The sequence below is a fragment of the Rathayibacter sp. CAU 1779 genome (genome assembly GCF_054551755.1).
The window spans coordinates 900967-927202 of sequence record NZ_JBTOLK010000001.1 but is presented as its reverse complement, the minus strand read 5'-3'; the positions used below and the strand labels follow the sequence as shown (position 1 = coordinate 927202).

Sequence of the window (26236 nt, the reverse complement as noted above, 5' to 3'; positions counted from 1 at the left end):
CAGACGTGACCTGTCACACATCCGCGGTCCGGATCGTCTGATGGTCGACACACGCACAACGAGAGAAAGAGACGTGAACATGTCGATCCATTCAGCGCACGAACTCCGTGGTCGTGGATTCAAGGGCGAGCTCGTCGAACCGGGCACGCCCGAATACGAGCTCGGCCGGCGAACGGTCATGGCATTCGGCAGCCCCGCGATCGTCGCGCGTCCCGCCGATGTCCGCGACGTGCAGACGGCAGTGACGTTCGCCGCAGAAGCGGGACTCCCCCTCTCCGTGCGCGGCGGTGGCCACGGCTTCGCGGGATTCGGCACCAACGACGGCGGGGTCGTCATCGACCTGAGCAGGCTCGCGGATGTCGCCCTCCTCGAGACGGAACGCCACATCGTGCGCATCGGAGGGGGCGCGACCTGGGGACAGGTGGGCGCCGCTCTCGCACCGTTGGGTCTCGCCATCTCGGCAGGCGACACAACGACCGTCGGCGTCGGCGGCCTCACCCTGGGCGGCGGCATCGGCTGGAAGGTGCGCAAGCATGGTCTGGCTCTGGACAATCTCGTCGCTGCCGAGGTGGTCACCGCGAGCGGCGACGTCGTTCGAGCGGACGCCGACGAGCATCCCGACCTGTTCTGGGCACTCCGCGGGGGCGGCGGCAACTTCGGAGTCGTGACGACGTTCGAGTTCGCCGCGCACGCCACGACGGACGTCTTCCACGGCACCGTCTCCTTCCCCGCGAACGAGGCGGCCGCCGTACTCCAGGGCTGGGCGGACTATCTCCGCATCGCCCCTGACGAACTGTCGTCGACCGTCGACTTCGCGAATCCGTTCGCCGGCGGACCGGACGCCCCTGTGCAGGTGCACGTCGCATTCGACGGCGACGACGAGGAACTCGCGGCAACGGCGCTCGACCCGATCCGCGCCCTCGGCACCGTGATCTCCGACGACGTCGAGCGCAAGGGCACGACGGAACTGCTCGTGGCCGGCGGGATGCTGCCGCCGGGCCTCCGCATCCTCACGCGCAGCGGGTTCGTCTCGAAGGGTTCGGTGGGCGATGTGCTGCAGCTGCTCGCCGCTGTCGGATCGGCACCCGGGTCACCCGCCATCTCCGTCCGCAGCGTCACCGGGGCGGTGTCGAGGGTGTCGGGCGATGCCACCGCGTACGCCCACCGCGGCGCCGAGGTGATGTTCGTCACCACGATGGCCGGCCCCGAGCCTGTCATCGACGCGGCGGAACCCGCCTTCGCTGCGATGTGGGAACGGCTCGCCCCGTATGTCGACGGCGCCTACGTGAACTTCCTCAGCGGCGCCTCCGATGCGGACGTCGCCGCGGTGTATCCGCGAGAGACATACGAGCGGCTCGCGGCGGTGAAGGGCGTTTACGACCCAGAGAACCTCTTCAGCAGAACCCACAACGTGCGTCCTGTCGCGGCGGCAGAGTTCGCCGTCGGCCTCTGACACCGCCTGGGAATCGGAGATCCGCGCGACCATCCGGCACATCGCTGGTCGGCGCCGGGCGCGTCACGGCGGACCTCCGATTCTCGGCGCTTACGTGCGGGCGCTGCCACTGTCTCGCGATTCCGCGGGGACATGGGCAGACAGACAGGATTCCCCTAGGCTGACGCGCGTGCTGACACTCAGGTATCCTCGCGACCTCGTCATGATCGGTGCGATCTTCGGTGTCGCCACGATGGCCTGGGCAGGATGGGCTCAGGAGGGGCCGCCGTCGCTCGTCTGGTCCATCGTGCTCGGGATCCTCTCGATCCTTGGGCTCGGGCTCGCCGCTCTGTGCATTCCGCTCGCCATCCGCAATTGGCGCACCGGCACCGCGATCGAGCCCAAGAGCAAGGCATTCCGCGTGTATCTGGTGGTGTTCTGGGGCGAGATCGTCATCGCGGCGGCCGGCGGGATCATCCTGCCGCTCGTCGGTCTCGAGGGGCTCGTGGCGCCGTACATCCTGCTCATCGTCGGCGCGCACTTCTTCGCGCTTGCCGTGGTCTTCAGGCAGACCGTGCTGCACGTCACGGGCGCCGTGCTCGTCGTGGTGGCGATCGTCGCCGCCCTCATCCCGGAATCGGTCGCCGCTCACAGCTTCTGGTGCGGGATCATCGGCGGTCCGGTGTTCCTCATCGTCGGCGCGTGGTGCACGGTGGTGGGACGCCGGGTGCTGAAGACTGCCACGGCCGCCGCCTCGACGGTCTGATCGGCGCGATGAGCCAGCAGCCGACCCGAGGCGAGCCTCGCCGTACCGGACCGAGTCCGGCTGAGGTCTGGCTCAGCCCACGCTGAGGTCGACCTGGATCTCGCCTGCCAGCCGTTCGAGCTCCTCGATGGCCGCCTGCACGGCATCCTCGTCGCTCGATCGCGCCGTGACGGTCGCCTCGAACAGCGTGCCACCCGCCATCGGCGCTTCGCGCGTCTCGCTGGAGAACAAGTCGATGGTGAGGCCGTGACGGTTCAGGATGCTCGTCACATCCCGCACGATTCCCGGCCGGTCGTTGCCGAGCACGGTGAACGTGAACCGGCGTCCGGATCGCTCGCCGGCGGAATCCGCACTCCCGTGCACGGCAACGGTGAGCAGGCCGTCGAGGTTCTGCAGCGCGGCCTTCAGGTCGTCGAGCGACCGGTCGGGGACGGAGACGAGCACGATGCCCGCGAACGTGCCGGCGAGCTCGGCGAGCTCGCTCGTCTCCCAGTTGCCGCCGTGGGCACCGACCACCTCGGCGACGGTCTGTACTAGTCCGGCACGGTCGTCACCGACCAGGGTGAGCACCAGCTTGGCCATGCAACGAGCATAGGGCGGGGCGAGGCTCAACCGGCGGCGGCTGACTCAACCGGCGGTCGGAACGCTCAAGCGGCGGTCGGGTCGCTCAGCGGTCGACGAAGAACGTGCGCAGCAGCGGCGCGACGGCCGTCGGGCGACCGCGGTCCGCCGTGTTCTGGGTCGCGGAGTGGTCGGCTCCCGGCAGGACCCGCACCGTGGCTGCCGGATTGCGACGCTCGAGCTCTGCCACCGATCGCCGCAGGTACTTCGACGACTTCGTTCCGGAGATCAGCAGCAGAGGGTTGCGCATGCCCGCGAAGTCGTCGATGCGGTCCACGTGCTCCTGGATGATCGCGAAATCGTACGGAAGCGATGCCGCCAGCTCCCTGAGGCGCGCACCGGCCTCGTGGACCGGCTTCGCATCATCCGCGGCGAGCATCTTCACGGTGCTGGAGCGGAGCATCCGTCGCGGGAAGAGCCTCAGGAAACCCGGTCCCATCTGAGCACCCAGCATGGCCGTGATCATGAACGACGGCACATCGTCGGCCGCGACCTCACGGTCGAAGCGCGGCAGGAATCCGTCCATGTCCAGTGATCCGTCCACGACGAACGGCGGCTCGAAGAGTGCCACCCGGAGCTGCGGATGACGCCTCCCCACCTCTGCGGCGATCACGGCGCCCGAGCTGATGCCGAGCATCCCGATGGCGCCGGTCGCCGCGAGCACGGCCTCGACGTCGGCGACATCCGTGGCCGTTCCGTACGCATCGATCGCCGGGTACTGTCCGCTGCGCCCTCGGCCTCGCCGGTTGATGAGGTGGACCGTGAACTGGTCCGAGAGGGCATCGGCGAGGTCTCGCTGGCTCCCTGCCGACTGCATCGCGCCGTGCACGACGACGATCGCCGGTCCCGCTCCGACGGTGAAGTACTCGATCGGGGTGCCGTCGGCAGAGGTGACGAGGTGAGCCGAGAGGGTGGCGCGAGGCGTGGCATCCGACCGGCTGGTGCCCGTCGATCGGCGGGATGCGGCGTCGCGCGCGCCGTCTGATGCCGAGGCGGGGGAGGATTCCATGGTGGACATGTGAGCGACCTTTCGTGATCCGATAATCTCTTAGTAACTAAGATACTTAGTATCTCAGACAAATGGAAGAGGCAGCAGTATGTCCGATGCGGATCGCCGCGAGCTCATGGCCCGACTGACGGACCTCGGCGCGCAATCCGCGACGATGACCGCCCTGTTCCAGCAGAAGGCCGCTGCCGGATACGGTGTGGGCGTCACGGACATGAAGGCCCTCGACCTTCTGATGCGCGAGGGCGGCAAGACGGCCGGCCAGCTCGCGGAGGCGCTGGGCGTCACCTCGGGCGCCGTGACGGGTGTCATCGACCGGCTCGAGAAGCACGGCATGGCCCGGCGAGCACCGGATGCCGCCGACCGCCGCCGCGTTCTCGTCACGGCGAACCTCGAGACGCTCGCCGCCGGCCCGAACGTGTACCAGGGGATCGGCGAGGCGTTCGCGCACCTGCACGACTCGTACACCGTCGAGCAGCTGGAGTTCCTCGCGAACTACCTGCAGGCCTCGATCGACATCACGAAGAAGCAGATCGACACGCTCGGGTGAGGCTCGCGCACGCGCGCCAGCCGCGCCGGGGATCGGAGGCGCGGTGTGCCGTCGCGCACGAGTCGGGGCACCCGGACGCGTCCGACGTTTCGGGAATTGTCAGACATGCCCTAGTCCGCGTGCTGCACGATGTTGACCACGTTGCCGTCCGGTGCGCGCACGAAGAACCTCCGAACACCCCAGGGCTCCGTCTTCAGCGGCAGCACGATCTCATAGCCGAGCCGGCGTGCTTCCTCGTACGCGGCATCCACGTCAGGGGTGTGCACGGAGATGACGGAGTCGACAGGTGCGTCGGCGTCGCGCGTCACGAGCTGGACGTGCGCTCCCGACTCGGGATCCGTGAGCCGCGCGACCCATCCGAGGTTGAACTCCTCGGTTCCCAGTCCGAGGAAGTCCGTATAGAAGGACTTCGCGGTCTCGATGTCGGGAACCGAGAGGTTCGCCGTCAGCTTCGTTGCGCGCATCGTCTCCACCCGGTCGTTGTGCGGACGCCTCCGGGCAGGCTACGCGCGTGCGGGCGCGGGCGACAGGCCCGCCGTCAGTTGAGCGCGGGCAGATCCGTCGGGATGACGCCCTCGCCGTACAGATCCTCCGCGAGGTCCTGCAGTGCCTTCAGTGCCGCGCGCTGCGGCAGCGGTCCGTATGAGATGCGGGCAACGCCGAGCTTCTCGTATGCGGATGCGGGCAGCGCGCCGGGCAGGCCGATCACCGAGATCTTCCCCCAGCCGATGCCCTCGACGAGGCGCTCGACGACGTCCGCCGTCACCGCGCCCGGCACGAAGACCAGCGCTGCACCCGCGTCGAGGAACGCGCGGCCGCGGGCGATGGCATCCGCGATCCGGTCGTCGAGCGACCGTTCGCCGCCGAGGAACATCGCGTCGGTGCGCGCGTTCAACTGGAACGCCACACCCTCTTCCTCCGCAGCCCGAGTGATGGCCTGGACACGCGCCACCGCCTCGTCGAACGGACGCAGACGGTCCTCGACATTGGCGCCGACGATGCCGAATCCGATCGCGCGACGGATCGTCTCGCCCGGCTCGTCGTATCCGTCGTCGAGGTCGGCCGTCACCGGAAGGTCGACGGCGTCCGCGATCGTGCGCGCCCCCTGGAGCGCGAGGTCGACGGGCATCGTGCCGTCGGCATATCCGAAGCTGGCGGCGATCGAGTGGCCCGCCGTGGCGATGGCCGTGGTCTGCGGAAGTGCGGCGACGACGCGGGCGCTCACGGCATCCCACACGTTCACCACCCGGACGATCTCCAGGGCTTCGTAGAGCGCCTTGAGGGCGAGAGCTCGGTCGTTGGTGCTTGTGAGGTGGGCAGCGGCATCCGTCATGAGTTCGACCCTAGGTGGGATGCACCGATTCGCACTGAGCCAATCCGGCTGCCGAGGATGGGCTTGCCGTGTGGAAATCGCTCAGGCGACCAACGCCGATGTCCGGTTGAGACGCCGGAGTGCGTCAGAGTTCGATGGAGTAATGGACTTGGGTGTCGTTGGTGACGAACCCGGCGCTCTCGTACGCTCTGAACTCTTTGCCTGAACCATCGGCATCGACACGAAGGCTGGCCCGTCCGTAGCCCCGGTCCTGCGCGGCGCGAAGGGTGTGTGAGATGAGGGCTTCGGTGACGCCGCTCTCCTCGTATGCGGGCCGCGTGGCGATGACCCTGAAGTAGGCGTCACGAATTCCGGTCGCTGCCGTCTCCGCGTCCCATGAGACGACCAGGAGGATCCCGGCCGCGGTTCCCGTCTCGACGTCACGGAGCAGAAAACTCAGCTCGGGCCGGAAGCTCGCGTTCACGGCCCACACCTTCCACTCCTCGGCGCTGAGCTGCGACCCGCCCGAGTCGTGCTCGACGGCCTCGTTGCGTACCGCGCGGAACTCCTCGTCGGTCTCGAGTGTGTAGCCCTCGATTCGCAGGCCGTCTGGCAGAGGAGCGTGCGGAATGGCGGCGCCGAGCGGATGCCTCATGTGTCGGCTCCATTTCGTCGCCGTCATGCCTGCAGCACGGTAGAGGGCGACTGCCCCGCGAACATGCTCGCCATAGATGGATTCGACGACCAGCTGGAGCGTGGGGTGATGCAGCGCGTGCAGCGCCTCGGCGGTCGCCAGCCCGTGCTGCATGAGCTTCGTCCCGAGTCCCTGGCGCCGATGGGTGGGGCGGACGGCGCCGGCTGCCTGCACCCGGTGGACGGTCTGGGCAATCGGCTTGTAGTGGACCGCCGAGAAGCCGAGCATTGTCGCGCCGTCGAACACCGCCAGAGTGGATGTCCCGAGGTCGTCGACCGGTGAGTCCAGCTCCTCGGTCGCATCCTCTATGGTGTACTGCCCCCAGACGTGGTCCTCCACATCGATCGCGTTCAGGAGGTCGGCCATCGCCGCACCGTCGGACACGGCCATCGGACGCCAAGTGAGATCCCGCGAGTCGACAGTCATGATCGCAACCATATAGAGCATTGCGGCGCGACCCCTGCCAGGCGATGGAGCCGATTGTGCGCGCTTCAGACGGTTGGATTCACCCTTCCCTGACCTTGCCGTGGAACCCTTGACTGCGTGGCGGCACGCATTCGACTCATCGACCCGACCGACGACGTGGCATTGTCACGGCTGGTCGCGCGCAACCGCGAGTTCCTCGCACCATGGGATCCGGTGCGACCCGCCGAGTACTTCACGGTAGACGGTCAGCGCGCTGGCATCGCAGCAGCATTGGAGCGACATCAGCATGGCGAGGCGCTGCCCCTTGTGGTGCTTGACGACGAGGGCGAGATCGCCGGTCGGCTGACCCTCAGCGGAATTGTTCGGGGCGCCTTCCAGTCCTGCAGCATGGGGTACTGGCTCTCGGAGCATCAGACCGGCAAGGGCCTCGCAACTCAGGCAGTGCAGGCCGCGGTCGAGTGGGCGTTCGAGGAACTCGAACTGCATCGCGTCCAGGCAGAAACCCTGGCAGCGAACACGGCGTCGCAGAAGGTCCTTGTTCGTGCGGGATTCGAACGGTATGGGCTGGCTCCGCGATACCTGAAGATCGCCGGTATGTGGCAGGATCACCTGCTGTTCCAGCGCCTCAACGACGTCGAGTAGCGCCCGATTCGTCCTCCTCGGTTCCGGTCAGCCTCGCCGACGTAAGGTGCCGGCGATTGTCTTCACCGACGCATGCTCCTCACCCCGGATGAGGTGGCATCGCGCGGCCACGCGGGCTGTGAGCGCGTGAACGCGAGTGTGCCGCAGGGTCAGTCTCCGTCGCGGGAGTCGGTGAAAGTGAGCGCCGGGCGGATGATCCGACGGAACAGGTCCCCGCTGGCCGCCTGGTCGTCGCTCTGGCCGTTGAGCAGGGGGAAGAACGCGAGATCGGTGAGGACGAGATACGCCAGTCGCTGGAACAGCGGCGAGTCCCTGACGATCTCACCACGGTCGGCGGCAGCCTCGAAGATTTCAGCCAGCTCGCTTACCCGCGGCGCGATGATGTCGTTGCGCAAGGCAGTTGCGAACTCCGGGTCGCTCGACGCCGCCTGGAGCAGCATGAAGCCCATCCTGAGGTCCCCGTCGGAGACGAGCTCGGCTCCAGGCATCTGCGCGAACGCCTCATCGAGCGACGCGGCGCCTGCATCTCCGAGCAGAGGGCGGTGTTGGGCGCCCGCGAAGGTCAGCGCCGCCATGACGAGGCCGGATTTGCTGCCCCACTGCCGATACAGGGTCGCCTTGCTCGCGTGTGCGCGGGCAGCGACTCCGTCCAACGTCAGCCGCTCGTAACCCACTTCCAGCAGGAGCTCGTGGACTGCGGCGAACAGCTCCGCGAGCCGCTCGGGAGACATCCGAGAGCGAGGCGGATCAGGTGACATGGAACTAGGGTACGATACGGTTTCGTACACCGCAACGAAAGGGCGCCCGAGATGCGGATTCTGATGTTCGGCCGGGGCGTGATCGCCACCATCTACGGGTGGGCACTCGAGCAAGCCGGCCATGACGTCGAGTTCTACGTCCGTCCCGGCCGCGCCGCGAGCTATGGACCAACGGTGGGCCTCGATCTGGTCGACGGCCGACAGGGACTGCGCGAACGGCCCGTCGTCGAGACATGGCCCGTGCGGTATCGCGAAGAGCTGGAACCCGGGCACGACTTCGACCTCATCCTGCTGAGCGTGGCCCACAGCCAGCTGACGGATGCCGCCCAGTTCCTCGCCCCGCGCCTCGGCCGTGCCACGGTGCTCGTCTTCGGGAACATCTGGTCCGAGCCACTCGACGCGGTTGCTCCCCTGCCCGCCGATCGGCTCGCCTGGGGCTTTCCGCAGGCCGGCGGCGGCTTCGACGGCAGCGGCACCCTCACGGCAATGCTGCTTCCGTCGGTGCTCTTCGGAACGCTCGACGGGGCGCCCAGCCGGCGCGAGCACGACGTGCGTCAGGCCTTCCGCGATGCCGGACTTCGGATCAGAGAAGTGCCGGACTTCCGCGGCTGGCTTTGGCTCCACTTCATCGCAGACGCGGGCATGCATTCCCAAGGGCTGTTGGCCGGGACCCTGTCGAAGCTGGTCGGATCCAGGGCTGGCCTCCGCGAAGCCCTGCTGACCACACGCGAGCTCATCCCCCTTCTCGAGGCCCGCGGCATCGACCTTCGACGACACCGTCGCGGACTGCTGCTCTACCGGGCGCCTGCAACGCTGACATCAACCGCACTCGCCTGGGCGACCGCGCACATCCCCGGACTCAGCCGCTCATTGAGAGCACACGCCGACCCCGACGCGCGCGAGCCCCACGCCGTCTGCCGTGACACCCTCACCGAAGCGCGGCGCCTCGGCATCCCGGCACCGCGGCTGGAGGCGGCGGAGGCGAAGCTGACTTCGCGGCGCGCAACTCCTTAGAGGAAGTGCGGGAGCCCGGCAGTGGATGGGCTCGCGACAACCAGGCGGACCATGCAGGCTCGTTCTTCGCACCCCTCAATCGCCCGTATCGGGCCTGCGGCCCTCACGGACTCAATCGGCTAGGGAAGGACGAGCGAGCTCGTTCTTCCCTAGCCTCAATCGCCCGTAGGCTTTTACGCATGTCCAAAGTGCTCGCATCCCTTCCCGTCGGCGAACGTGTCGGCATCGCCTTCTCCGGAGGCCTCGACACCTCCGTTGCGGTCGCGTGGATGCGCGAGAAGGGCGCCGTGCCCTGCACGTACACGGCCGATCTCGGCCAGCCGGACGAGCCCGATGTGGATGCCATCCCCGGCCGCGCAGGCCAGTACGGCGCCGAGCTCTCGCGGCTCGTCGACTGCAAGCTGCCGCTTGTGGAAGAGGGACTCGTCGCGCTGCAGTGCGGTGCGTTCCACATCCGCTCCGGGGGCAAGACGTACTTCAACACGACACCGCTCGGACGCGCAGTGACGGGCACACTGCTCGTGCGCGCCATGCTCGAGGACGGCGTGGAGATCTGGGGCGACGGATCCACGTACAAGGGCAACGACATCGAGCGGTTCTACCGCTACGGCCTGATGGCCAACCCGCGGCTGCGCATCTACAAGCCGTGGCTCGATCGCGACTTCGTCTCCGAGCTCGGCGGACGCAAGGAGATGAGCGAGTGGCTGCAGGCGCGCGACCTGCCGTACCGGGCATCCGTCGAGAAGGCTTATTCCACTGACGCGAACATCTGGGGCGCAACGCACGAGGCGAAGCTGCTGGAGCAGCTCGACACCCCGATGACCATCGTCGAGCCCATCATGGGCGTTCCGTTCTGGCGCGAGGACGTCGAGATCGCATCCGAGGATGTCACGGTGCGCTACGAGCAGGGACGTCCCGTCGCCATCAACGGCGTCGAGTACGACGACCCGGTGGCACTGGTGCTCGAGGCGAACGCGATCGGCGGACGCCACGGCCTTGGCATGAGCGACCAGATCGAGAATCGCATCATCGAGGCGAAGAGCCGCGGCATCTACGAGGCTCCGGCCATGGCGCTGCTGCATATCACGTACGAGCGCCTGCTGAACGCCATCCACAACGAGGACACCGTTGCGAACTACCACAACGAGGGTCGCCGGCTCGGACGCCTCATGTACGAGGGCCGCTGGTTCGACCCGCAGTCGCTCATGCTGCGGGAGAGCATCCAGCGCTGGGTCGGATCCGCCGTCACCGGTGAGGTCACGCTGCGACTGCGTCGTGGCGACGACTACTCGATCCTCGACACGCAGGGGCCGGCGCTCAGCTACCACCCCGACAAGCTGTCAATGGAGCGAGTCGGGGATGCCGCGTTCGAGCCCGAGGACCGCATCGGCCAGCTGACCATGCGCAACCTCGACATCGCCGACTCGCGCGCCCGCCTCGAGCAGTACTCGGCAGCCGGCGTGATCGGCGGGGCGACAGCTCAGCTCGTCGGCAAGCTGGACACCGGCGACGCAGGAGAGATCGCTGCCGGCCAGCCGGAGACCACGGAGCAGGTCGAACTGGATGCCGCGAACGAGGGCGCGGCCTTCGACCTCGGCGCCGACTGATCCGGTCCGCATCCGCTCGTTGAGGTCCGCTCTGCCGCTGCTCGAGCTCGTCGAAACAGACTCTCCAGCTGCCGGTTGAGCCCGAATAGCCAGCTGTCTGAGGCCCCGCGCAGCTGTCACGTGAGTTCGCGCCCCTGTCGGAGCACGGGACCCTCGGCAGACTCGCGCCGCGGGAGCGCGACAGACTGAACCCGTCGGCGCGATCAGTTCGAGGCGTCGCCCGGCTTGCGCTGCTCCAGCGCCGCCCGGCGGCGCTTGTCCTCCTCGATCTCGCGCTCGAGATCCGCGAGCTGCTCCTCCGTCGACCGGCCGTCGCGGGACGGCACGGGATGCACCGTCACGTTCGCCGTTCCCATCGGCATGCGACCGGCTGCGGTCCCCGCGCTGGTGCGGCGGGGCATCCGGATGGGACGCGACGTCGTCTCGTATGAGCGGCCCAGCGCGAACCAGAGCACCGAGCCGATGAGCGGCAAGAAGATGATCAGCAGCACCCACGCCACCTTGGGCAGGAACTTGATGCGACTGTCATCGAGCCGGATCGCGTCGATGAGCGCGACCAGCAAAAGGATCAGAAAGACGATGGACAGCCAAGGCATGGGATCACCTTAGAGATGCTGACGCCGCACGTCGAGCGACCACGTTGCCGGCGGCATCCGGTGCCGGAATCGCGGGGTGATGGTTCCGCGGGACGCTTCCCGCGGCGGGGCCGGTCACCCGCGCAGACAACTGGACCCGTCGGCGGGGAGCTGACCCCCGAGTCAGGCCGCACCACGAGCGGGTGCCGCGTGTCTCGGGGGTCAGCGTGCCTCGATCACGATGAGCGGATCAGAAGAGTCCCGCACGCAGCGACTGGACCCTGGCGAGGGACTGCTTGAAGTGTCCAGGGTTCAGGGTCTTGTGCTGCACTGCCGACGTGATCGCGTCGAGCGCATCCGTGCCCTGCTGCATGTCGCGTGCGGAGCAGAGCAGCAGATCCATTCCGGCCTGCGCCGCTTGCAGCGATCGCTGGCCCGTGTCGCCGAACGCATCGATCGCACCGGCCTCGAGAGCATCCGTGATGGTGACTCCGTCGAAGCCGAGACGGCCGCGCAGTTCACCCTGCACGATCGTGGTCGACAGGCCGGCCGGATACACGGCATCCAGCGCCGGATAGGTCGCCCACGACGTCATCACGAGTTGCACTCCCGCGGCGATCGCCGGCGTGAACGCAGACTCGTCGACGCCGCGGATCTCGGCCAACGGCTGAGTCAGCGTGACCGGTCCGAGGTCGGTGTTCTCATCAACCGTCGCCGCGCCGAGTCCCGGGAAGTGCTTGGCCGTCGCGGCGACGCCTGCGCCCTGCTGCGCTGTCACCATCTCGGCTCCCAGGCGCCCGGCGAGCACCGGATCCGAGCTGTACGACCGCCCGAACTGGTCATCGAAGTTCCCTGGCACACGGAACACGTCGAGCACCGGTGCCAGGTTGAGGTTCATGCCAACGGCACGGAGTGCCGCGGCCGCACCCGCGCCGGCCGCCGTCGCCGCGGCATCCGGGTCGGCCTGCAGGCCGATCTGCTTCTCGGAGAGAACGGGCTCCTGCCCACGAAGCCGGCGCACGACTCCACCCTCCTGGTCGGTCATCAGGAGGAGGGGCTCCTTGATCGGCGAGGCGGCCTGAGCTGCACGAAGCTGGGCGACGACATCCGCGATCTGCGTGAGACTGAGGATGTTCTCCCCGAAGAAGATGACTCCGCCCACTTCACCGGCGGTGATGCCGTCGAGCAGCGACTGCGGCGGGGTGGCGCCCGGATACGAGAAGATCACACGCTGACCGGCCTGCTGGCGTGGTGTCAGCTTGGCCCACCACGGCGGTGCCGCCATGGACGGCGCAGCGCCCGCTGCGATGCCTGCTCCGGCGAGCGCGACGCCGGCCACTGCGCCCACGCCCGCGGCAAGCACGGTACGTCTGGACATTCCGCGACCGCGAGCCGAGCGGACGAACGTGCCGCCGTGGAGTCCGGGCGCGGCTGCGGCTGCGTCCGGTCCATCGGATTCGGATGATGCGGGAATCATGCTCACTCCTCACTGCGCCGCAACGCTGCGGGCACGCTTTCGACCTTGGCCCTGCCCTCGGATGGGTGTCAAGGGTTTCTGGCAACCATCTTCACGGCCGGATACATTCATGGAGATGGTTTTTGCCCTCAGGCGGCGAGAAGACCTAGGGTGTCGATGACGCGGTTGGAGAAGCCCCACTCGTTGTCGTACCAGGACGCCACCTTCACGTGACGGTCGCGCACCATGGTCAGCCCCACGTCGAAGATGGACGAGGCCGGGTTGCCGGTGATGTCCGTGGAGACGAGCGGATCGGTGGAGTGCTCGAGGATGCCCGCGTACCGGCCCTCTGCTGCCGCCCGGTACGCCTCGTTCACCGAATCGACCGTCACATCGCGCTCCACCGTCACGTTCAGCTCGACAAGGGATCCCACCGGGACGGGGACACGCACCGAGTATCCGTCGAGGCGTCCGTCCAGGCGTGGCAGCACCTTGCCGATCGCCTTCGCGGCGCCGGTCGTGGTCGGCGCGATGTTGAGCGCTGCCGCGCGGGCGCGTCGCGGGTCGCGATGCGGGCCGTCCTGCAGGTTCTGTTCCTGCGTGTACGCATGGATCGTCGTCATGAAGCCGCCTTCGATCCCGGCGAGGTCGTCCAGCACGGCAGCGAGCGGCGCGAGCGCGTTCGTCGTGCACGAGGCGTTCGACACAATGCTGTGCGCGGCGGGGTCGTACGCCTGCTCATTGACGCCGTACGCGATGGTCACATCGGCGTCGGGCGAAGGGGCGCTGATCAGCACACGGCGGGCACCGGCATCCAGGTGCGCAGCGGATGCTCCGCCGGACGTGAGTCTTCCCGTCGCCTCGAGCACGACCGACACCCCGAGCTCACGCCACGGGAGCTTTGACGGATCGCGTTCCGCGGAGACGGCGATCGGCTTGCCGTCAACGATGATGCTGCCCTCGCCCACCTCGACACGGCCGGGAAAGCGTCCCAGTGTGCTGTCGAACCTGAGCAGCTGCGCGAGAGACGCAGGGTCGGTCAGGTCGTTGACGGCGACGATCTCGAACTCCGGATGCCGCTCGAAGGAGGCCCGGAAAACGTTGCGGCCGATACGTCCGAATCCGTTGATGGCGACGCGTGCTGTGGACATGGTGATGTTCCTCTCCTGCTCCCCGCGTTCCTGCTGCCGCTTCGTGCGAGCGGAGGGATTCGTGCGGGACGCCATCCAGCCTCCGTGGAACGACGGGCACCGACGATCGGCAGGAAAGACGCAGACCGAAGCTTTTCGGCCACGGACCTTACCGCTGGTTGAGCCTGTCGAAATCAGCCAACAGGAGCAGCTACGGGTTTCGACAAGCTCAACCAGCGGTAGGACGGGCTCAGCCCGCGAGGGAGAGCTCCTCGGGCGCCGGCGCCGGCGACGGCGCGCGGTCTGCGAACGTCTTGCGGTAGGCGCTCGGCGAGGTGCCGAGGATCCGCTTGAAGTGATCGCGCAGGTTCGTCGCGGTGCCGAGACCGGTCTGCGCGGCGATCTGGTCGACACCGAGATCCGTCGCCTCGAGCAGTTCCCTGGCCAGATCCACCCGCGCGCGAAGCAGCCACTGCAACGGCGTGTATCCGGTGTCGTCGATGAACCGCCTGGAGAACGTGCGGGATGACACGTTCGCGTGACGTGCGAGATCCGTCACGGTGATCGGCTCGGTGAGGCGCTGCAGCGCCCACTCCCTCGTGCGGGCGAACACCTCGCCGCGCGGCTCGGGCAGCGTTCGCGGCACGAACTGCGCCTGCCCACCGCTGCGATACGGGGCAGCGACGATCGCCCGCGCGACCCGGTTCGACGCGTGCACCCCGAAGTCACGGCGCACGATGTGCAGGCACAGGTCGATCCCGGATGCCACCCCCGCCGAGGTCAGGATGTCGCCGTCATCCACGAAGAGCACGTTGCGGTTCAGTCGCACCAGCGGATAGGCGTGCTCGAACATGGCGGCCCGGTGCCAGTGCGTCGTGGCGGCGCGTCCGTCGAGGAGGCCGGCGGCGGCGAGCGCGAAGGCCCCCGTGCAGATGGAGACGATGCGGGAGCCGCGGGAGTGGGCATCCCGAAGCGCCGTCAGGATGCGCGGATCCCACTCCCTCAGCTGGTCGTTGAATCCGGGCACCACCACGGTGCCCGCCGTGGTGAGCGCCTCCAGACCGTGGTCGACGCCGATGCGGATGCCGGCATCCGTCTCCACGTCTCCCGCCTCCGGCCCGCAGACGACCCTGTCGTACGGCACGCCGTCCCGCGGCTTGAACACCTGGATCGGGATGGCGACGTCCATCGGCACGGCTCCCGGGAGCACGAGGATGGCGACGCGATGCGGATCGAGCATGATGACCCCCTTGGCAGCAATCCTATGCACATGCCGTTTCCCGCCACGGGCCGGTCCGCTGCCAGGCGAGTCCGCCAACCAGACGGGTCCGCCAGGCGGGTCCGCCAACCAGGTTCGGGTCGTACATTCGGCCCTTACCAGCCCGCAAAATGGCCGAAAGTGCGACCTGAGCCGATGAAGGCGGGCGCGCTGGATGCTGGCAGCCGCTAGGGCGCCTTCGGAGTGAAGAGCTCCTCGATCGGCTTGCCGAACAGCCGCGACAGGCCGAAGGCCAACGGGAGCGACGGGTCGTACTTGCCGGTCTCGATCGCGACGACGGTCTGCCGCGACACCTGGAGTCGCTCGGCGAGGGCGGCCTGCGTCCAGCCGCGCCCCTCGCGCTCGGAGCGGATGCTGTTCTCCATCAGGCCTTCGGCGCCCCGACGACGACGTTGGTGAGCTCCCACGAGAGGACGCCGAGGATGGCCACGATCCATCCCCCGCTCGGCACCGCGATGCCGGCCGATCCCAGTGTCGCCAAGGTGAGGGCTGTGACGATCGACACGGTGAATCCAACGGCGAGTCCGGGGAAGAAGAGCTTGAGCTGGTATTCGTCCAGCTGCCGCATGCGGAGCATGATCGCGAACACCATCCAGGCGAGGGCGATCAGCGGGAGCACGATCCAGAGGACGCGCCATGGGCTCGTCCCCTGACCCCAGAGGCTGAGCACGAGGCTGGCGAGCACGTAGCATCCGACACCGATCCATATGCGGACGCGGAAGACACGGCGGCGCCGCAGTTCGGTCGGCGACTCGCCCTCGGTGTCAAGTTTCCTTGTCATGGTGCGACGATAAGGCCGCTTGATCCGAATGTCAAGGACACTTGACACGCCGCGTGTTGCATCGACCCGAGTTCAGGTCGCGACGGGACACCTCAGTGCGCCCCTACACCCCACACGGTGAGACGCCCGCACATCCCCCAGCGCTCCACTCCGTCGGGATGCACCGAGCGGATGCCGCTGAGCCCCAGCTGCCCGGGGTCGCCGGCGGCGAGGGAGGCGAGCTGGCGTGCCGTGGCATCCAGTCCGGCGCCTGGTCCCGCAGCGACGATCTCCTCCCAGGACGAGACCCGGGGCGAAACGAGGGCGGCGGCCGCGGAGTAGAGGTCACGGAGCACACCGTCGAGGTCGTCCACAGCGCGGTCGCGCAGTTGCGCGAATCCCTCGAGCGCGAGGTCGCGGCGCACCCGCGCTGCAGCGGCCATCGTCTCCTGGTCGCCGAGCGCGGGCAGCGTCGCGTGCTCTCGGTACCGCGCCGGGTCGCGCAGCACCTCGAGCGGGAACGCGAGCACGGCATCCCCGGCCTCGGGTAGGCCGGCGTTCGACATCAACGTGAGGATGTCGAGTGCTCCGTCCGCATTGACGAGCCGATGCACGGTGCCCGGCGTGAACCAGACGACAGCACCCGGCTCGAGCGGGGTGCGCTGCAGACCCTGCGAGCTGAGGGTCTCGACGAGCCCGCTGCCCGCGAGCACGATGTATCCCTCGGTGGAGGCCGTGTGCAGGTGCGGCGATCCGCCGCGCAGCCCGTCGGATGCCTCCCAGTCGTAGACGCGCAGGCGCGAGATCCCGATCCCTCCTGGCAGGCCCCTGGACAGAGCGGCTACGGCATCGGCGGCCTGCCGTCCATGCGCATCCGCAGGATTTCCGGATGCCGCGCCCTGCGCATCCGTCATCGCAGCACCGGCTCCTTCGCCGTCGGTGCAGCACCGATCCCGTCCGAGAAGACCGCGTCGAAGGCGGGCTTCGGACGCAGCCCCTCGTCGAAGACGTGCGCGGCGCCGAAGCCGGCGAACGTCTCCGGGATCCACGAGTGCGCGTCGCTCAGGCCCCAGAGCACGAACGAGGTGCAGGCGGGGACCGCCCGCGCGGCCTCGACCATCACTCGGTAGTCGGCGGCCTGCGCCGTCAGCTGTTCGTCGGACGGATGCTCCGCCTCGGCAACGGGCATCCGCACGTCCACCTCGGTGAGCGCCACCTCGAGCCCGAGGTCGGCGAAGCGCTGCAGGTTCTCGCGCATCGATGTCGGCGGATCACCGACGATGCGGTGGCCCTGGATGCCGAACCCGTGCAGCGGCACAGCGTCGGCCAGCAGCTGCTTCGCCAGCTGAAAGTACGCGTCGCTCTTCGGGCAGAGGTCCTCGACGTTGTAGTCGTTGAGGAACAGCCGCGCCGAAGGGTCGGCCTCATGCGCCCAGCGGAACGCGTCAGCGATGTAGCCGATGCCCATCGCCTCGAACCACGGTGACTCGCGCGGCTGCGCGTCGTCGTCGAACGCCTCGTTGACCACGTCCCACTGCTCGATGCGCCCGCGGTAACGCCCGACGACGGTGTCGATGTGGTCGCGCAGGATGCCGGCGCGCTCCTCGGCCGGCGCCTCGGCGACCCACTCGGAGAGCTGGCTGTGCCAGGCCAGGGTGTGACCGCGCACGGCCTTGCCCTCGGCCTCGGCGAACTCCATGATCCGATCCGCGTTCGCGAAGTCGTAGGTGTCGCGGTCCGGGCGGAGCAGCAGGAACTTCATCGCGTTCTCGGCCGTGACCACGGTGAAGAGCCGGGCGACGGCGTCACGATAGGCGGGATCGTCAAGGGCGAACGCATCCACCGCGCAGCCGATGCGGAGCGTGTCGCTCATGCCACCACCTCCGCCGTTCCCGCCGGCTCGGCCTCCGCGTCGCGCCGGGTGGGTGCGCCGCCCCACGGCGCACCCGACCCTTCCATGCTCCGGTAGAACGGCGAGGACGCGTCGATCGATCCTGCATCGATGCGGGCTCCGGTGAATGCGGACGCGTAGATGCCCGCGATCAGCTCGAGCGTGCCACGCGCCTGATCCAGCGTGACCGGGAGCGGCGCGCCCTGCTCGATGGCATCCAGGATCGCCGCGAACTGGGCGAAGTGCCCGCTTCCGGATCCGGACGGACCCTTGGCCCAGGCATCCGCCACCTCGTCCTCGTACCCGGGGGCAGCGGTGATCGTCCACGAGGAATCCGAGTAGCCGTAGAGGTGCTCCAGCTCGACCGTGGCGTACTCGAAGTCGAACCGCAGGTAGCTGGTCTCCTTCGGCGAGAGAAGGCTGTTCACGACACTCACCACGGCACCGCCCGCGAGCGTGACGATCGCGTGCGTGAGGTCTTCCGTGACCACAGGTCGCGCCTGGTGCGCCGCGACGGCGACCACCTGTGACCAGGGCCCGAGCACGGAGAGCATGGTGTCCATCTGGTGGATGCCGTGTCCCATGGTCGGACCGCCGCCCTCGATGTCCCACTTGCCGCGCCACGGCACGTCGAAGTACGAGTCGGGGCGGTACCAGAGCGTGTTGCACACGGCGGTCATCGGACGCCCGAGGGTCCCGTCGGCCACGCGGTCGCGCAGCCAGAGGGCGCGGGATCCGAACCGGTGCTGCGACACCGTCGCGAACTGGGCGCCGCCCGCACGCTCTGCGTCGGCGATCTCGTCGAGCTCGGCGAGCGAGAGCGCCGGCGGCTTCTCGCTGAGCACGTGGATGCCACGCCGCAGCACCGCGATCGCCTGCTCCTTGTGCAGACCGGGAGGGGAGCAGAGGTGCACGATGTCGAGCTCGACGGTGTCCAGCAGCTCTTCAAGGTCGGTCGTTCCGACGGGCACGTCCCACGCGGACTGGAAGTCCTGCACGCGCTCGGCGTCGATGTCGCACGCGCCGACGATGCAGGCGCGGCCTTCGAGGCGGCGAACGTTGTCGGCGTGAACGCGGGCGATCCCGCCCGTGCCGACGATGCCGATGCGGAACGGATTCTCCGGGGTGAAGCGACGGGTCGTTGGCTTCGACATCAGCGCACCTCCTCCAGTGCTGCCGGGGCCAGCTCGATGACGTCGGCGATGGCGTCCTGCGCCGCCGCCCGCCGCGCGAAGCCGCGAGCGGTCTCGGTGGCCGTGGCAGCGGCATCCGCCAGCGCAGCCATCCGGTCGCAGTCGGACGCTCCGTCGGCGATCACGACGGCGTGACGCAGCTCGATCGTCTCGGCGGCGTCGACGACGCGCACCCGATCGAAGAACGGCGCCGGGTTGATGCAGGCGAACGGCTCGGAACGCACGAACCATTTCGTGTCGAAGTCCTGCCGAGGGGTCTGGTCGACGAACACGACAGTGGACGAGTCGTCGACGGCGTCGTGGCGTCCGCTGAATCCGGCCCACGGGCCCCGGGTACCGCGCACTTCTTCGCCGGTCGTTCCATCGGAGCCGATGAGGTCCCCGCCCGTGAACGAGCGCGGTCCGCGCCAGAACAGGCCGCCGTATCCCGCGTTGTCCCTGCCTTCGGTGGTCGGCGAGCCCATCTCGATGGGCGCTCCCGACACGTTGGTGAGCTGCGTGCTCCAGCCGAGCACCCACGCGTCGAGCTCCGGCAGCAGCGACACCGTGAGGGTCCGCTGCTCGTTGAACACCGTCTCGCCGACGCCGCCTGCCGCCGACGGCTCACGATGCCAGGTGAGCTCGTGCGAGAAGGCGGCGAGTCCCGCATCCTGACCGGAGCCGACGGCGATGGCCGTGACCCGGTCGTGGTCCTGCGATCCGTTGTTCTTGAGGTCGGAGTAGCCGCCGACGGCACGCGTGTAGGTGGCGCCTCCCCAGAAGTTGTCGCGACCCACGTTCGGCAGCGCCATCGTGATCCCCTTGTGCCACACGTGGTCCCACGGCCGGAAGACCGTCGCGAGACGGCCGCTCGGAGTCCGCACCGGATGCACGTACGGACGGGGCGATTCGAACTGCGCCTCAGACGGAGAGTAGACATACTCGAGCAGTTCGGTCCCCGCCGCAGAGGTCGCGCGAACGGCGCGATCCACATCGTGCTCGAGGCGGAGAGTCGGAGGGGCTGATGGGCTCATGGTGCGGTGGTCCTTTGCGGAATCGTCGTTGATCGGTGCAGGAAGCGACGGTGAAGCCGCAACTTTTTCGATAGATTATCGGAAACGCAGCCTAGGTGCGGTCGCGGACGTCGTCAACAACACCGCTTTCGCGCCATGGCTCAGAGGATTTCGCGACACCCCCGGCAGTTACGCTGTGCGAGGGGTGGCGCATGGCGTCAGAAGGAGCGTCGTCAGTGACAGAGTCGAGGGGCACGTTGGCCGACGTCGCCGCAGAAGCGGGCGTTTCGGTGCCGACGGTTTCGAAAGTGCTCAACGGCAAGTCCGACGTCGCGGCCGCAACCCGCGCCAAGGTCTACGAGGCGATCGAGACCACCGGATACCTGAGCAGGCGCGGGACGCTACGCGACACCAGCGGCGTGCTGGAACTCCTCATCGAGGGCGCGGATTCGCCGTGGGCCCTCGAGATCATCCGCGGCGCCGAGGGTGCGTCGGCCTCCCGCGAGGCCGCGCTCGTCATCACGAGTTCGGTGCACGAGTCCTTCTCGCTCGACCGCTGGATCGAGGCGCTGCGCAGTCGTCGCTCGGCCGGTGCCGTGATCGCGCTGCCGAGCGCCGGGCCCGAACTCGTGAAGGCGCTGCGCTCCCTGCAGATCCCCATCGTGCTGGTGGACACCGCCGGACGCGATGCCGGCGACTACCCCATGGTGGGCGCGACGAACTGGTCGGGCGGATTCGACGCCACGAACCGCCTCATCGAACTCGGCCACCGCGACATCGGCCTCATAGCGGGCCCGAGTCGCCTGGCGAACGCCATCGAACGCCAGGAGGGCTACGCGGCCGCACTGCGCAGGGCGGGCATCCCGTATCGCCCGGAACTCGTCACGGAGGGCGAGTTCCGACAGACGGGCGGATACGCGGCCGGCGGCAAGCTGCTCGACCTCCAGGTGCGGCCCACCGCGATCTTCGCCAGCTCCGACCAGCAGGCCTCAGGCCTGTACGAGGCGGCGCGGGAGCGGGATATCCGCATCCCGAGCGAGCTGAGCGTGATCGGATTCGACGACACGGTGCTGAGCAAGCACCTCTCGCCGACGCTCACCACGATCCACCAGCCGCTCAACGAGATGGCCGCTGAGGCCGTTCGGCTGGTCAGCGAGCTGGGAGCGGATCCGAAGCGTCGCGGCGCCAAACGCATCGAGCTCACGACGTATCTGGTCGAGCGCCGCAGCGCCATCGCGCTCGAGAAGGACTAGCGGAGGGGTACGTCCCGGTACGCCGGCACGTGACGCTGCGTCGTGGCACAGTGCGGCCGCCCGCGCCGCACCTCCTCGTTCGCGCCGGCATTTGGCATTCGGGCCAGCACTCGGCGTTCGCACACCCCGCGTACCCCTGCGTCTGCGCCAGCATTCCCGGCGCAATCCCCAATACCTGGCGTAACCCCCAATACCTGGCGCGATCACGGTGGCGGGAGACGGGACCCGTCCACCTCGGCCCGTCCACCTCGCCCCAGTTCAGGGGGACGACGCCCCTGCGCGGGGCCTCCGGCTCCGCCTGAGGAGACGGTAAGCGCTTCCCGGTTGACACGATCACGAGAGTGGATTACGTTCACTTTTCGATAGTTGATCGAAACGAGTTTCGTAATCGATCGAACCCGAAACCACAGCGCGGTGGTCGACCGAGCGTCAACCCCCCGCGCGAGTTCCGAGAAAGGACCTCGCCGATGACCTCGACCCTGGTCAGGCCGGAGCGCACGACGCCCGGCCGCGAAGACCGGGCACGGCCCGCGCGCCGACGGCGGCCCTGGTGGCGCAACTGGCAGCTGTACTCGCTGCTCGTACTGCCCGTTGCCTACTTCGTGCTGTTCCGGTACATCCCGATGGCGGGCAATGTCATCGCCTTCCGTCAGTACGTGCCGGGCGGCAACATCTTCGGCGACAGCTGGATCGGATTCCAGAACTTCGAGCTGTTCCTGGCCGACCCCTCGTTCTGGCAGGTCTTCTGGAACACAGCCATCCTCGGCGGACTCGCGCTGGTGTTCGGCTTCCCTGTGCCGATCATCCTGGCGCTGCTGCTGAACGAGGTGCGCAACCGCGGCTTCAAGCGTTTCGTGCAGACCACCACGTACCTGCCGCACTTCCTCTCCGTGGTGATCGTGGCGGGCATGATCCTGCAGATCACGTCGCTGACTGGCTCCATCAACTTCGTGCTCAAGGCGATGGGTCTGCAGGCCGTCTCGTTCATCCAGGATCCAGCCTGGTTCCCCGCCATCTACGTGGGCAGCGAGATCTGGCAGACCATGGGGTGGGGCACGATCCTCTACCTCGCGGCGCTGACGCAGATCGACGAGAACCTCTACGAGGCGGCACGACTCGACGGCGCGAACCGCTGGCAGCAGACCTGGCACGTGACGCTGCCGGGTATCGCCCCCACGATCGTGACTCTCCTCATCCTCAACATCGGCACGTTCATGGGCGTCGGGTTCGAGAAGATCCTGCTCATCTACAACCCGGCGACGTACGCCACGGCGGATGTCATCTCGACGTACCTCTACCGCGTCGGCATCCAGTCCGGCAGCTTCAGCTACGCGGCGGCGATCGGCATGTTCGAGGCCGTCATCGGACTCGCGCTCGTGCTGTCGGCCAACTTCGTCTCCAAGCGTCTGGTGGGAGCAAGCCTGTGGTGATCAACACCCAGTCGGCCACGAATCTCGTCGCCGCCCAGAAGAAGGCCCCGAAGGCCGCGAAACATCACGGCGCCCTCGCCCGCAGCCGCGGCGAGAAGGTCTTCGGCTGGTTCAACGTCGTCATCCTGCTGCTCGCCGTGGCAGTGACGCTGTATCCGTTCCTGAACGTGGTTGCCCAGTCGCTCTCGAGCGAGAAGTACATCGACTTCGGGCAGGTGACCGTCTGGCCGCTCGGGTTCAACTTCGACACGTACAAGCTGGTGGCATCCGATCCGCTGTTCTGGATCAACTACCGCAACACCGTCGTCTACACGGTGGTCTCGACCGCCGTCTCGATGGTGCTGTCGACGATGTTCGCCTACGCCATCTCGCGCAAAGACCTGAAGGGCCGCGGATTCTTCATCGGCATGGCGCTGGTGACGATGCTCTACAGCGGCGGCCTCATCCCGACGTACGTGCTCGTCAACGGGCTCGGCCTCACCAACACCATCTGGGCCATCGCACTTCCGAACGCGATCAGCGTCTTCAACGTGCTGGTGATGAAGTCCTTCTTCGAGAACCTGCCGAAGGAGCTCGAAGAGGCCGCGGCCATCGACGGCCTCAGCACGTACGGAACGCTGCTGCGGATCGTGCTCCCTCTGTCCAAGCCTGTGCTCGCGACGATGGTGCTCTTCTACGCGGTGGCGAGCTGGAACTCGTGGTTCCCGGCCTTCCTGTACATGGACAACTCGAACCTGTATCCGGTCACCGTCTACCTGCGGAACCTCATCGCCGGTGCGACGGGGGCCCAGGATGCCGGTGCCTCCGCGGACGCGAACCTCACCCAGATCACGGCGAACATCAAGGCCGTGACCATGGTGCTCACCGTGCTGCCGATCCTCTTCATCTACCCGTTCATCCAGAAGTACTTCGTGTCCGGCGTCATGCTCGGCTCCGTCAAGGGCTGAGTACGCCGGGCATCCGTCATCCGCACTCCCATCGACCGGCACCCGCTGCCAACCACCCCCACCAGCACCACCCCAACCACCAAGAACCCTCATCACATGGAGGCTGAGAACAAATGACACTGAAAGTCACCCGCCGCGAAGTGCTCGGAATGGGCCTGGCGAGCATCGCCGTCGGCCTGCTCGCCGGCTGCAGCACGACGGCGACCAACGCCACACCGATCGTCACCGGCAAGGTGACCGGCATGATGAAGAACTACACCGCCGGCAAGCAATTCAAGGCGACGAAGCCGCTCGACATCACCATGCTGTTCCAGGACAACCCGGCCTACCCGTACAAGTCGTCGTGGGAGATCTTCAAGGAGATCAAGCACCTCACCAACGTCACCCTCAAGCCGACCGTCGTGCCGTTCGCGAACTTCACCGACAAGCGATCAGTGCTGATCAACTCCGGCAAGGCACCCGACATCATCGCGAAGACCTACCCGGGCCAGGAGGCGCCGTTCGTGGGCGGTGGCGCGATCCTCGCCGTCAGCGACTACGTGAAGTACATGCCCAACTTCACCAAGAAGGTGAAGGACTGGAACCTCGACGCCGACCTGTCGACCATCAAGCAGTCCGATGGCAAGTACTACGTGCTGCCCGGTCTGCACCAGTCCCTCAGCCCGGACTACACGCTGCAGTTCCGCGACGACGAGCTCGAGAAGCTCGGCCTGAAGAAGCCGAGCACGTGGTCCGAGGTCAAGTCGGTGCTCAAGGAGCTGAAGAAGGCGCATCCGGATGGCTACCCCTACAGCGACCGCTGGGGTGGTGCCAGCGCGATGAACTTCGCTGCAGCGACCTATGGCACGATGGCCGGCTACGACGCGGTGACCAGCTCCAACTGGGGCCTGAACAACGGTCTCATCTTCGACTGGAACAAAGGCACGTACTCCTACACGCCGATCGACGACAACTACAAGGCGCTGGTCGCCTACTTCGCCGGGCTCGTCAAGGACGGCCTGATGGATCCGGAGACGTTCACCCAGACCGACGACCAGGGCACCGCCAAGTTCACCACCGGCAAGACCTGGATGATCACGACCAACGCCCAGTACGTTCAGCTGGACCGCACCGCCATGGACAAGAACCTCGGCGCCGGCAACTACAAGATCTCCAAGGCGCCGATCCCCGCCGGTCCGAAGGGCAAGATGCTCGCCGGCAGCCGCCTCGAGAACGGCATCATGATCTCGAGCGCGGCAGCAAAGCGCAACGACTTCGAGGCGTTCCTGCAGTTCGTCGACTGGCAGTGGTACTCGGATGCCGCCCAGGTGATGGTCAAGTGGGGCATCAAGAACGAGACCTACACGTACAAGGACGGCAAGTACGAGCCCGCAGAGGGCTGGAAGCTCGCCGCCTACGGATTCGGCGACCCCAACGCACCGAAGGACATCCGCATCGACGACGGTTTCAGCGGCGGTAACTTCATGTACGGCGGCACGACCGCGATCGTGCAGTCCACCATGCCCGCCGAGGAGCTCGCCTGGCAGAAGACGCTGGCGGACTACAAGATCGCCAAGCCGTCGCCCGCAGTCCCGTACACGACGGTCGAGGCCCAGCAGGCAGCGCTCAAGCAGACCGCCATCATCGACTCGACGAACACCTGGACGCTCAACTTCATGCTGGGCAAGAAGTCGATCTCGTCCGACTGGAACGATTACGTGAACGAGCTGAAGGGCAAGGGTCTGCAGTCGTACATCGACGGCGCGAACAAGGCCTACCACGACGCGAACACGAAGAAGAAGTCGACGAAGGACTGACCATGGCGAAGCAGGCGACGAGGGAGATCACGAACGGTCCGCTGTACCGGGCATCCGCCGGGATCTATGGCGTGCTCGGTCCGACCGTCTGCTTCCTCGTCGCCTGCCTGCCGTTCGCGGTGGTGACCGTGCTCGTTCCGAGCGCGGTCGCCATCGCGGTGGCGGGCATCCTGATCGGTCCGGCGTGGACAGCGTTGCTGTACGCCGCACGGATCGTCAGCACGGACCGCGAACGCGGCCCGATTGCCGCCTACTGGCGGGGCTACCGCCTGAACTGGCGCCAGACGCTCGCGGTCTGGACGCCGTATTGGATTCTGCTCGTCATCGCGGCCACGGACGTCACGTCCACCGCGACGCCGCTCGCGCTGCGCTGGATCGTGGGCATCGTCGCCGCCGTCTCTCTCCTCTGGATCAGCGCCGTGCTCCTCCTCATCAGCCGCTACGCCTTCCGCCTCCGCGATGTGCTGCGGCTGGGCCTCTACCTGCTCTTCGCTGCCGCACGAAGCACTCTCACCAACGCCGCGCTGCTCGTGGTGGCCGCGGCCGTCACCTACTTCGCCTCCGAGTTCGTGCTCGGTCTCCTCGCCGGGGTGTTCGCCCTCTTCGCGGTGATCGGCGCCCGCGGCCTGTTCGATCTCGTCGACGCGCGGTTCACCACACCACCGACGACCGAGCCCACCGCTGCTGGTTGAGCCCGCCCCGCCAG

General features: G+C 67.6%; 27 protein-coding genes. 11 read left to right on the top strand and 16 right to left on the bottom strand.

All coding sequences use genetic code 11. The annotated features are described in order from the left end of the window. The first annotated feature begins 79 nt into the window (after nt 1–79). Complete coding sequence (locus tag ACX9R5_RS04240) at nt 80–1453, top strand: FAD-binding oxidoreductase (protein ID WP_459407747.1); 1374 nt, start codon at nt 80–82, stop codon at nt 1451–1453. A gap of 169 nt (nt 1454–1622) precedes the next feature. Beyond that, entirely contained in the window at nt 1623–2198 is a 576-nt protein-coding gene (locus tag ACX9R5_RS04235; RefSeq protein WP_459407746.1) for a hypothetical protein, read from the top strand. 72 nt (nt 2199–2270) lie between these two features. On the opposite strand, the gene ACX9R5_RS04230 is transcribed toward ACX9R5_RS04235, so the two are convergent. After that, nucleotides 2271–2780, bottom strand: coding sequence for a glycine cleavage system transcriptional repressor (locus tag ACX9R5_RS04230; protein WP_459407745.1), 510 nt, complete (start codon nt 2778–2780; stop codon nt 2271–2273). Nucleotides 2781–2865: 85 nt separating this feature from the next. Then, on the bottom strand, nt 2866–3837 hold the full coding sequence (locus ACX9R5_RS04225) for an alpha/beta fold hydrolase (protein WP_459407744.1): 972 nt from the start codon (nt 3835–3837) through the stop codon (nt 2866–2868). A gap of 79 nt (nt 3838–3916) precedes the next feature. Here ACX9R5_RS04225 and ACX9R5_RS04220 point away from each other — a divergent pair, with 79 nt between their 5' ends. Continuing rightward, nucleotides 3917–4375 carry a MarR family winged helix-turn-helix transcriptional regulator gene (locus ACX9R5_RS04220; protein ID WP_459407743.1) on the top strand — a complete coding sequence of 153 codons (459 nt, stop codon included), beginning with the start codon at nt 3917–3919 and terminating at the stop codon, nt 4373–4375. Nucleotides 4376–4485: 110 nt separating this feature from the next. On the opposite strand, the gene ACX9R5_RS04215 is transcribed toward ACX9R5_RS04220, so the two are convergent. The 3 genes from ACX9R5_RS04215 to ACX9R5_RS04205 form a co-directional block, all read right to left on the bottom strand. Then, the gene (locus tag ACX9R5_RS04215) at nt 4486–4839 is read right to left on the bottom strand and encodes a VOC family protein (protein WP_459407742.1); all 354 of its coding nucleotides are present in this window, start codon (nt 4837–4839) and stop codon (nt 4486–4488) included. A 74-nt stretch (nt 4840–4913) separates the two neighbouring features. Next, nucleotides 4914–5708, bottom strand: coding sequence for an isocitrate lyase/PEP mutase family protein (locus tag ACX9R5_RS04210; protein ID WP_459407741.1), 795 nt, complete (start codon nt 5706–5708; stop codon nt 4914–4916). 124 nt (nt 5709–5832) lie between these two features. Beyond that, on the bottom strand, nt 5833–6807 hold the full coding sequence (locus tag ACX9R5_RS04205) for a GNAT family N-acetyltransferase (RefSeq protein WP_459407740.1): 975 nt from the start codon (nt 6805–6807) through the stop codon (nt 5833–5835). Between the two features lie 117 nt (nt 6808–6924). Between ACX9R5_RS04205 and ACX9R5_RS04200 the strand changes: the two genes are divergently transcribed. Next, nucleotides 6925–7449: a GNAT family N-acetyltransferase gene (locus ACX9R5_RS04200; protein WP_459407739.1), complete on the top strand. Its 525-nt coding sequence runs from the start codon at nt 6925–6927 to the stop codon at nt 7447–7449. A gap of 149 nt (nt 7450–7598) precedes the next feature. Here ACX9R5_RS04200 and ACX9R5_RS04195 read toward each other — a convergent pair whose 3' ends face one another. After that, on the bottom strand, nt 7599–8207 hold the full coding sequence (locus ACX9R5_RS04195) for a TetR/AcrR family transcriptional regulator (RefSeq protein ID WP_459407738.1): 609 nt from the start codon (nt 8205–8207) through the stop codon (nt 7599–7601). A 51-nt stretch (nt 8208–8258) separates the two neighbouring features. Between ACX9R5_RS04195 and ACX9R5_RS04190 the strand changes: the two genes are divergently transcribed. Beyond that, complete coding sequence (locus tag ACX9R5_RS04190; RefSeq protein WP_459407737.1) at nt 8259–9221, top strand: ketopantoate reductase family protein; 963 nt, start codon at nt 8259–8261, stop codon at nt 9219–9221. 179 nt (nt 9222–9400) lie between these two features. Further along, complete coding sequence (gene argG, locus ACX9R5_RS04185; protein ID WP_459407736.1) at nt 9401–10828, top strand: argininosuccinate synthase; 1428 nt, start codon at nt 9401–9403, stop codon at nt 10826–10828. A 203-nt stretch (nt 10829–11031) separates the two neighbouring features. On the opposite strand, the gene ACX9R5_RS04180 is transcribed toward argG, so the two are convergent. The 10 genes from ACX9R5_RS04180 to ACX9R5_RS04135 all read right to left on the bottom strand — a co-directional run bounded on the left by ACX9R5_RS04180 (nt 11032) and on the right by ACX9R5_RS04135 (nt 20125). Then, nucleotides 11032–11424 (bottom strand): PLD nuclease N-terminal domain-containing protein, encoded by a 393-nt coding sequence (locus ACX9R5_RS04180; protein ID WP_459407735.1) that lies wholly within the window; start codon nt 11422–11424, stop codon nt 11032–11034. 229 nt (nt 11425–11653) lie between these two features. Continuing rightward, a complete protein-coding gene (locus ACX9R5_RS04175; RefSeq protein ID WP_459407734.1) occupies nt 11654–12880 on the bottom strand; it encodes a glycoside hydrolase family 3 N-terminal domain-containing protein in 1227 nt (408 codons plus the stop codon). A gap of 128 nt (nt 12881–13008) precedes the next feature. Then, nucleotides 13009–14010: a type I glyceraldehyde-3-phosphate dehydrogenase gene (gene gap, locus ACX9R5_RS04170; RefSeq protein WP_459407733.1), complete on the bottom strand. Its 1002-nt coding sequence runs from the start codon at nt 14008–14010 to the stop codon at nt 13009–13011. A 229-nt stretch (nt 14011–14239) separates the two neighbouring features. Further along, nucleotides 14240–15229: a GlxA family transcriptional regulator gene (locus ACX9R5_RS04165; RefSeq protein WP_459407732.1), complete on the bottom strand. Its 990-nt coding sequence runs from the start codon at nt 15227–15229 to the stop codon at nt 14240–14242. A 206-nt stretch (nt 15230–15435) separates the two neighbouring features. After that, entirely contained in the window at nt 15436–15633 is a 198-nt protein-coding gene (locus ACX9R5_RS04160) for a helix-turn-helix transcriptional regulator (protein ID WP_459407731.1), read from the bottom strand. Beyond that, nucleotides 15633–16049, bottom strand: coding sequence for a hypothetical protein (locus ACX9R5_RS04155; RefSeq protein ID WP_459407730.1), 417 nt, complete (start codon nt 16047–16049; stop codon nt 15633–15635). Before ACX9R5_RS04155 ends, ACX9R5_RS04160 begins: the two co-directional genes overlap by 1 nt. A gap of 92 nt (nt 16050–16141) precedes the next feature. After that, the gene (locus ACX9R5_RS04150) at nt 16142–16942 is read right to left on the bottom strand and encodes a cupin domain-containing protein (RefSeq protein WP_459407729.1); all 801 of its coding nucleotides are present in this window, start codon (nt 16940–16942) and stop codon (nt 16142–16144) included. After that, nucleotides 16939–17901: an endo-1,4-beta-xylanase gene (locus tag ACX9R5_RS04145; protein ID WP_459407728.1), complete on the bottom strand. Its 963-nt coding sequence runs from the start codon at nt 17899–17901 to the stop codon at nt 16939–16941. Before ACX9R5_RS04145 ends, ACX9R5_RS04150 begins: the two co-directional genes overlap by 4 nt. Continuing rightward, nucleotides 17898–19073 carry a Gfo/Idh/MocA family protein gene (locus ACX9R5_RS04140; protein WP_459407727.1) on the bottom strand — a complete coding sequence of 392 codons (1176 nt, stop codon included), beginning with the start codon at nt 19071–19073 and terminating at the stop codon, nt 17898–17900. Before ACX9R5_RS04140 ends, ACX9R5_RS04145 begins: the two co-directional genes overlap by 4 nt. Further along, entirely contained in the window at nt 19073–20125 is a 1053-nt protein-coding gene (locus tag ACX9R5_RS04135; RefSeq protein ID WP_459407726.1) for a DUF6807 domain-containing protein, read from the bottom strand. Before ACX9R5_RS04135 ends, ACX9R5_RS04140 begins: the two co-directional genes overlap by 1 nt. 215 nt (nt 20126–20340) lie before the next feature. On the opposite strand from ACX9R5_RS04135, the gene ACX9R5_RS04130 reads away from it, so the two are divergent. The 5 genes from ACX9R5_RS04130 to ACX9R5_RS04110 all read left to right on the top strand — a co-directional run bounded on the left by ACX9R5_RS04130 (nt 20341) and on the right by ACX9R5_RS04110 (nt 26222). After that, nucleotides 20341–21357: a LacI family DNA-binding transcriptional regulator gene (locus ACX9R5_RS04130; protein WP_459407725.1), complete on the top strand. Its 1017-nt coding sequence runs from the start codon at nt 20341–20343 to the stop codon at nt 21355–21357. A gap of 467 nt (nt 21358–21824) precedes the next feature. Further along, nucleotides 21825–22787: an ABC transporter permease gene (locus ACX9R5_RS04125; protein WP_459407724.1), complete on the top strand. Its 963-nt coding sequence runs from the start codon at nt 21825–21827 to the stop codon at nt 22785–22787. Then, a complete protein-coding gene (locus ACX9R5_RS04120) occupies nt 22784–23734 on the top strand; it encodes a carbohydrate ABC transporter permease (protein ID WP_459409036.1) in 951 nt (316 codons plus the stop codon). The genes ACX9R5_RS04125 and ACX9R5_RS04120 overlap by 4 nt, the downstream gene beginning before the upstream one ends. A gap of 113 nt (nt 23735–23847) precedes the next feature. Next, nucleotides 23848–25530 carry a type 2 periplasmic-binding domain-containing protein gene (locus tag ACX9R5_RS04115; protein ID WP_459407723.1) on the top strand — a complete coding sequence of 561 codons (1683 nt, stop codon included), beginning with the start codon at nt 23848–23850 and terminating at the stop codon, nt 25528–25530. 2 nt (nt 25531–25532) lie between these two features. After that, nucleotides 25533–26222, top strand: a complete 690-nt coding sequence (locus tag ACX9R5_RS04110) for a DUF624 domain-containing protein (RefSeq protein WP_459407722.1) — start codon at nt 25533–25535, stop codon at nt 26220–26222. Nucleotides 26223–26236 lie beyond the last annotated feature (14 nt).

What these genes read in the sequence shown, in the direction of transcription:
- ACX9R5_RS04240 (WP_459407747.1), top strand. Translation starts at nt 80, where the DNA reads ATGTCGATCCATTCAGCGCACGAACTCCGTGGTCGTGGATTCAAGGGC.
- ACX9R5_RS04230 (WP_459407745.1), bottom strand. Translation starts at nt 2,780, where the DNA reads ATGGCCAAGCTGGTGCTCACCCTGGTCGGTGACGACCGTGCCGGACTA.
- ACX9R5_RS04225 (WP_459407744.1), bottom strand. Translation starts at nt 3,837, where the DNA reads ATGTCCACCATGGAATCCTCCCCCGCCTCGGCATCAGACGGCGCGCGC.
- ACX9R5_RS04220 (WP_459407743.1), top strand. Translation starts at nt 3,917, where the DNA reads ATGTCCGATGCGGATCGCCGCGAGCTCATGGCCCGACTGACGGACCTC.
- ACX9R5_RS04215 (WP_459407742.1), bottom strand. Translation starts at nt 4,839, where the DNA reads ATGCGCGCAACGAAGCTGACGGCGAACCTCTCGGTTCCCGACATCGAG.
- ACX9R5_RS04210 (WP_459407741.1), bottom strand. Translation starts at nt 5,708, where the DNA reads ATGACGGATGCCGCTGCCCACCTCACAAGCACCAACGACCGAGCTCTC.
- ACX9R5_RS04205 (WP_459407740.1), bottom strand. Translation starts at nt 6,807, where the DNA reads ATGACTGTCGACTCGCGGGATCTCACTTGGCGTCCGATGGCCGTGTCC.
- ACX9R5_RS04195 (WP_459407738.1), bottom strand. Translation starts at nt 8,207, where the DNA reads ATGTCACCTGATCCGCCTCGCTCTCGGATGTCTCCCGAGCGGCTCGCG.
- ACX9R5_RS04190 (WP_459407737.1), top strand. Translation starts at nt 8,259, where the DNA reads ATGCGGATTCTGATGTTCGGCCGGGGCGTGATCGCCACCATCTACGGG.
- argG (WP_459407736.1), top strand. Translation starts at nt 9,401, where the DNA reads ATGTCCAAAGTGCTCGCATCCCTTCCCGTCGGCGAACGTGTCGGCATC.
- ACX9R5_RS04180 (WP_459407735.1), bottom strand. Translation starts at nt 11,424, where the DNA reads ATGCCTTGGCTGTCCATCGTCTTTCTGATCCTTTTGCTGGTCGCGCTC.
- ACX9R5_RS04175 (WP_459407734.1), bottom strand. Translation starts at nt 12,880, where the DNA reads ATGATTCCCGCATCATCCGAATCCGATGGACCGGACGCAGCCGCAGCC.
- gap (WP_459407733.1), bottom strand. Translation starts at nt 14,010, where the DNA reads ATGTCCACAGCACGCGTCGCCATCAACGGATTCGGACGTATCGGCCGC.
- ACX9R5_RS04165 (WP_459407732.1), bottom strand. Translation starts at nt 15,229, where the DNA reads ATGCTCGATCCGCATCGCGTCGCCATCCTCGTGCTCCCGGGAGCCGTG.
- ACX9R5_RS04160 (WP_459407731.1), bottom strand. Translation starts at nt 15,633, where the DNA reads ATGGAGAACAGCATCCGCTCCGAGCGCGAGGGGCGCGGCTGGACGCAG.
- ACX9R5_RS04155 (WP_459407730.1), bottom strand. Translation starts at nt 16,049, where the DNA reads ATGACAAGGAAACTTGACACCGAGGGCGAGTCGCCGACCGAACTGCGG.
- ACX9R5_RS04150 (WP_459407729.1), bottom strand. Translation starts at nt 16,942, where the DNA reads ATGACGGATGCGCAGGGCGCGGCATCCGGAAATCCTGCGGATGCGCAT.
- ACX9R5_RS04145 (WP_459407728.1), bottom strand. Translation starts at nt 17,901, where the DNA reads ATGAGCGACACGCTCCGCATCGGCTGCGCGGTGGATGCGTTCGCCCTT.
- ACX9R5_RS04140 (WP_459407727.1), bottom strand. Translation starts at nt 19,073, where the DNA reads ATGTCGAAGCCAACGACCCGTCGCTTCACCCCGGAGAATCCGTTCCGC.
- ACX9R5_RS04135 (WP_459407726.1), bottom strand. Translation starts at nt 20,125, where the DNA reads ATGAGCCCATCAGCCCCTCCGACTCTCCGCCTCGAGCACGATGTGGAT.
- ACX9R5_RS04125 (WP_459407724.1), top strand. Translation starts at nt 21,825, where the DNA reads ATGACCTCGACCCTGGTCAGGCCGGAGCGCACGACGCCCGGCCGCGAA.
- ACX9R5_RS04115 (WP_459407723.1), top strand. Translation starts at nt 23,848, where the DNA reads ATGACACTGAAAGTCACCCGCCGCGAAGTGCTCGGAATGGGCCTGGCG.
- ACX9R5_RS04110 (WP_459407722.1), top strand. Translation starts at nt 25,533, where the DNA reads ATGGCGAAGCAGGCGACGAGGGAGATCACGAACGGTCCGCTGTACCGG.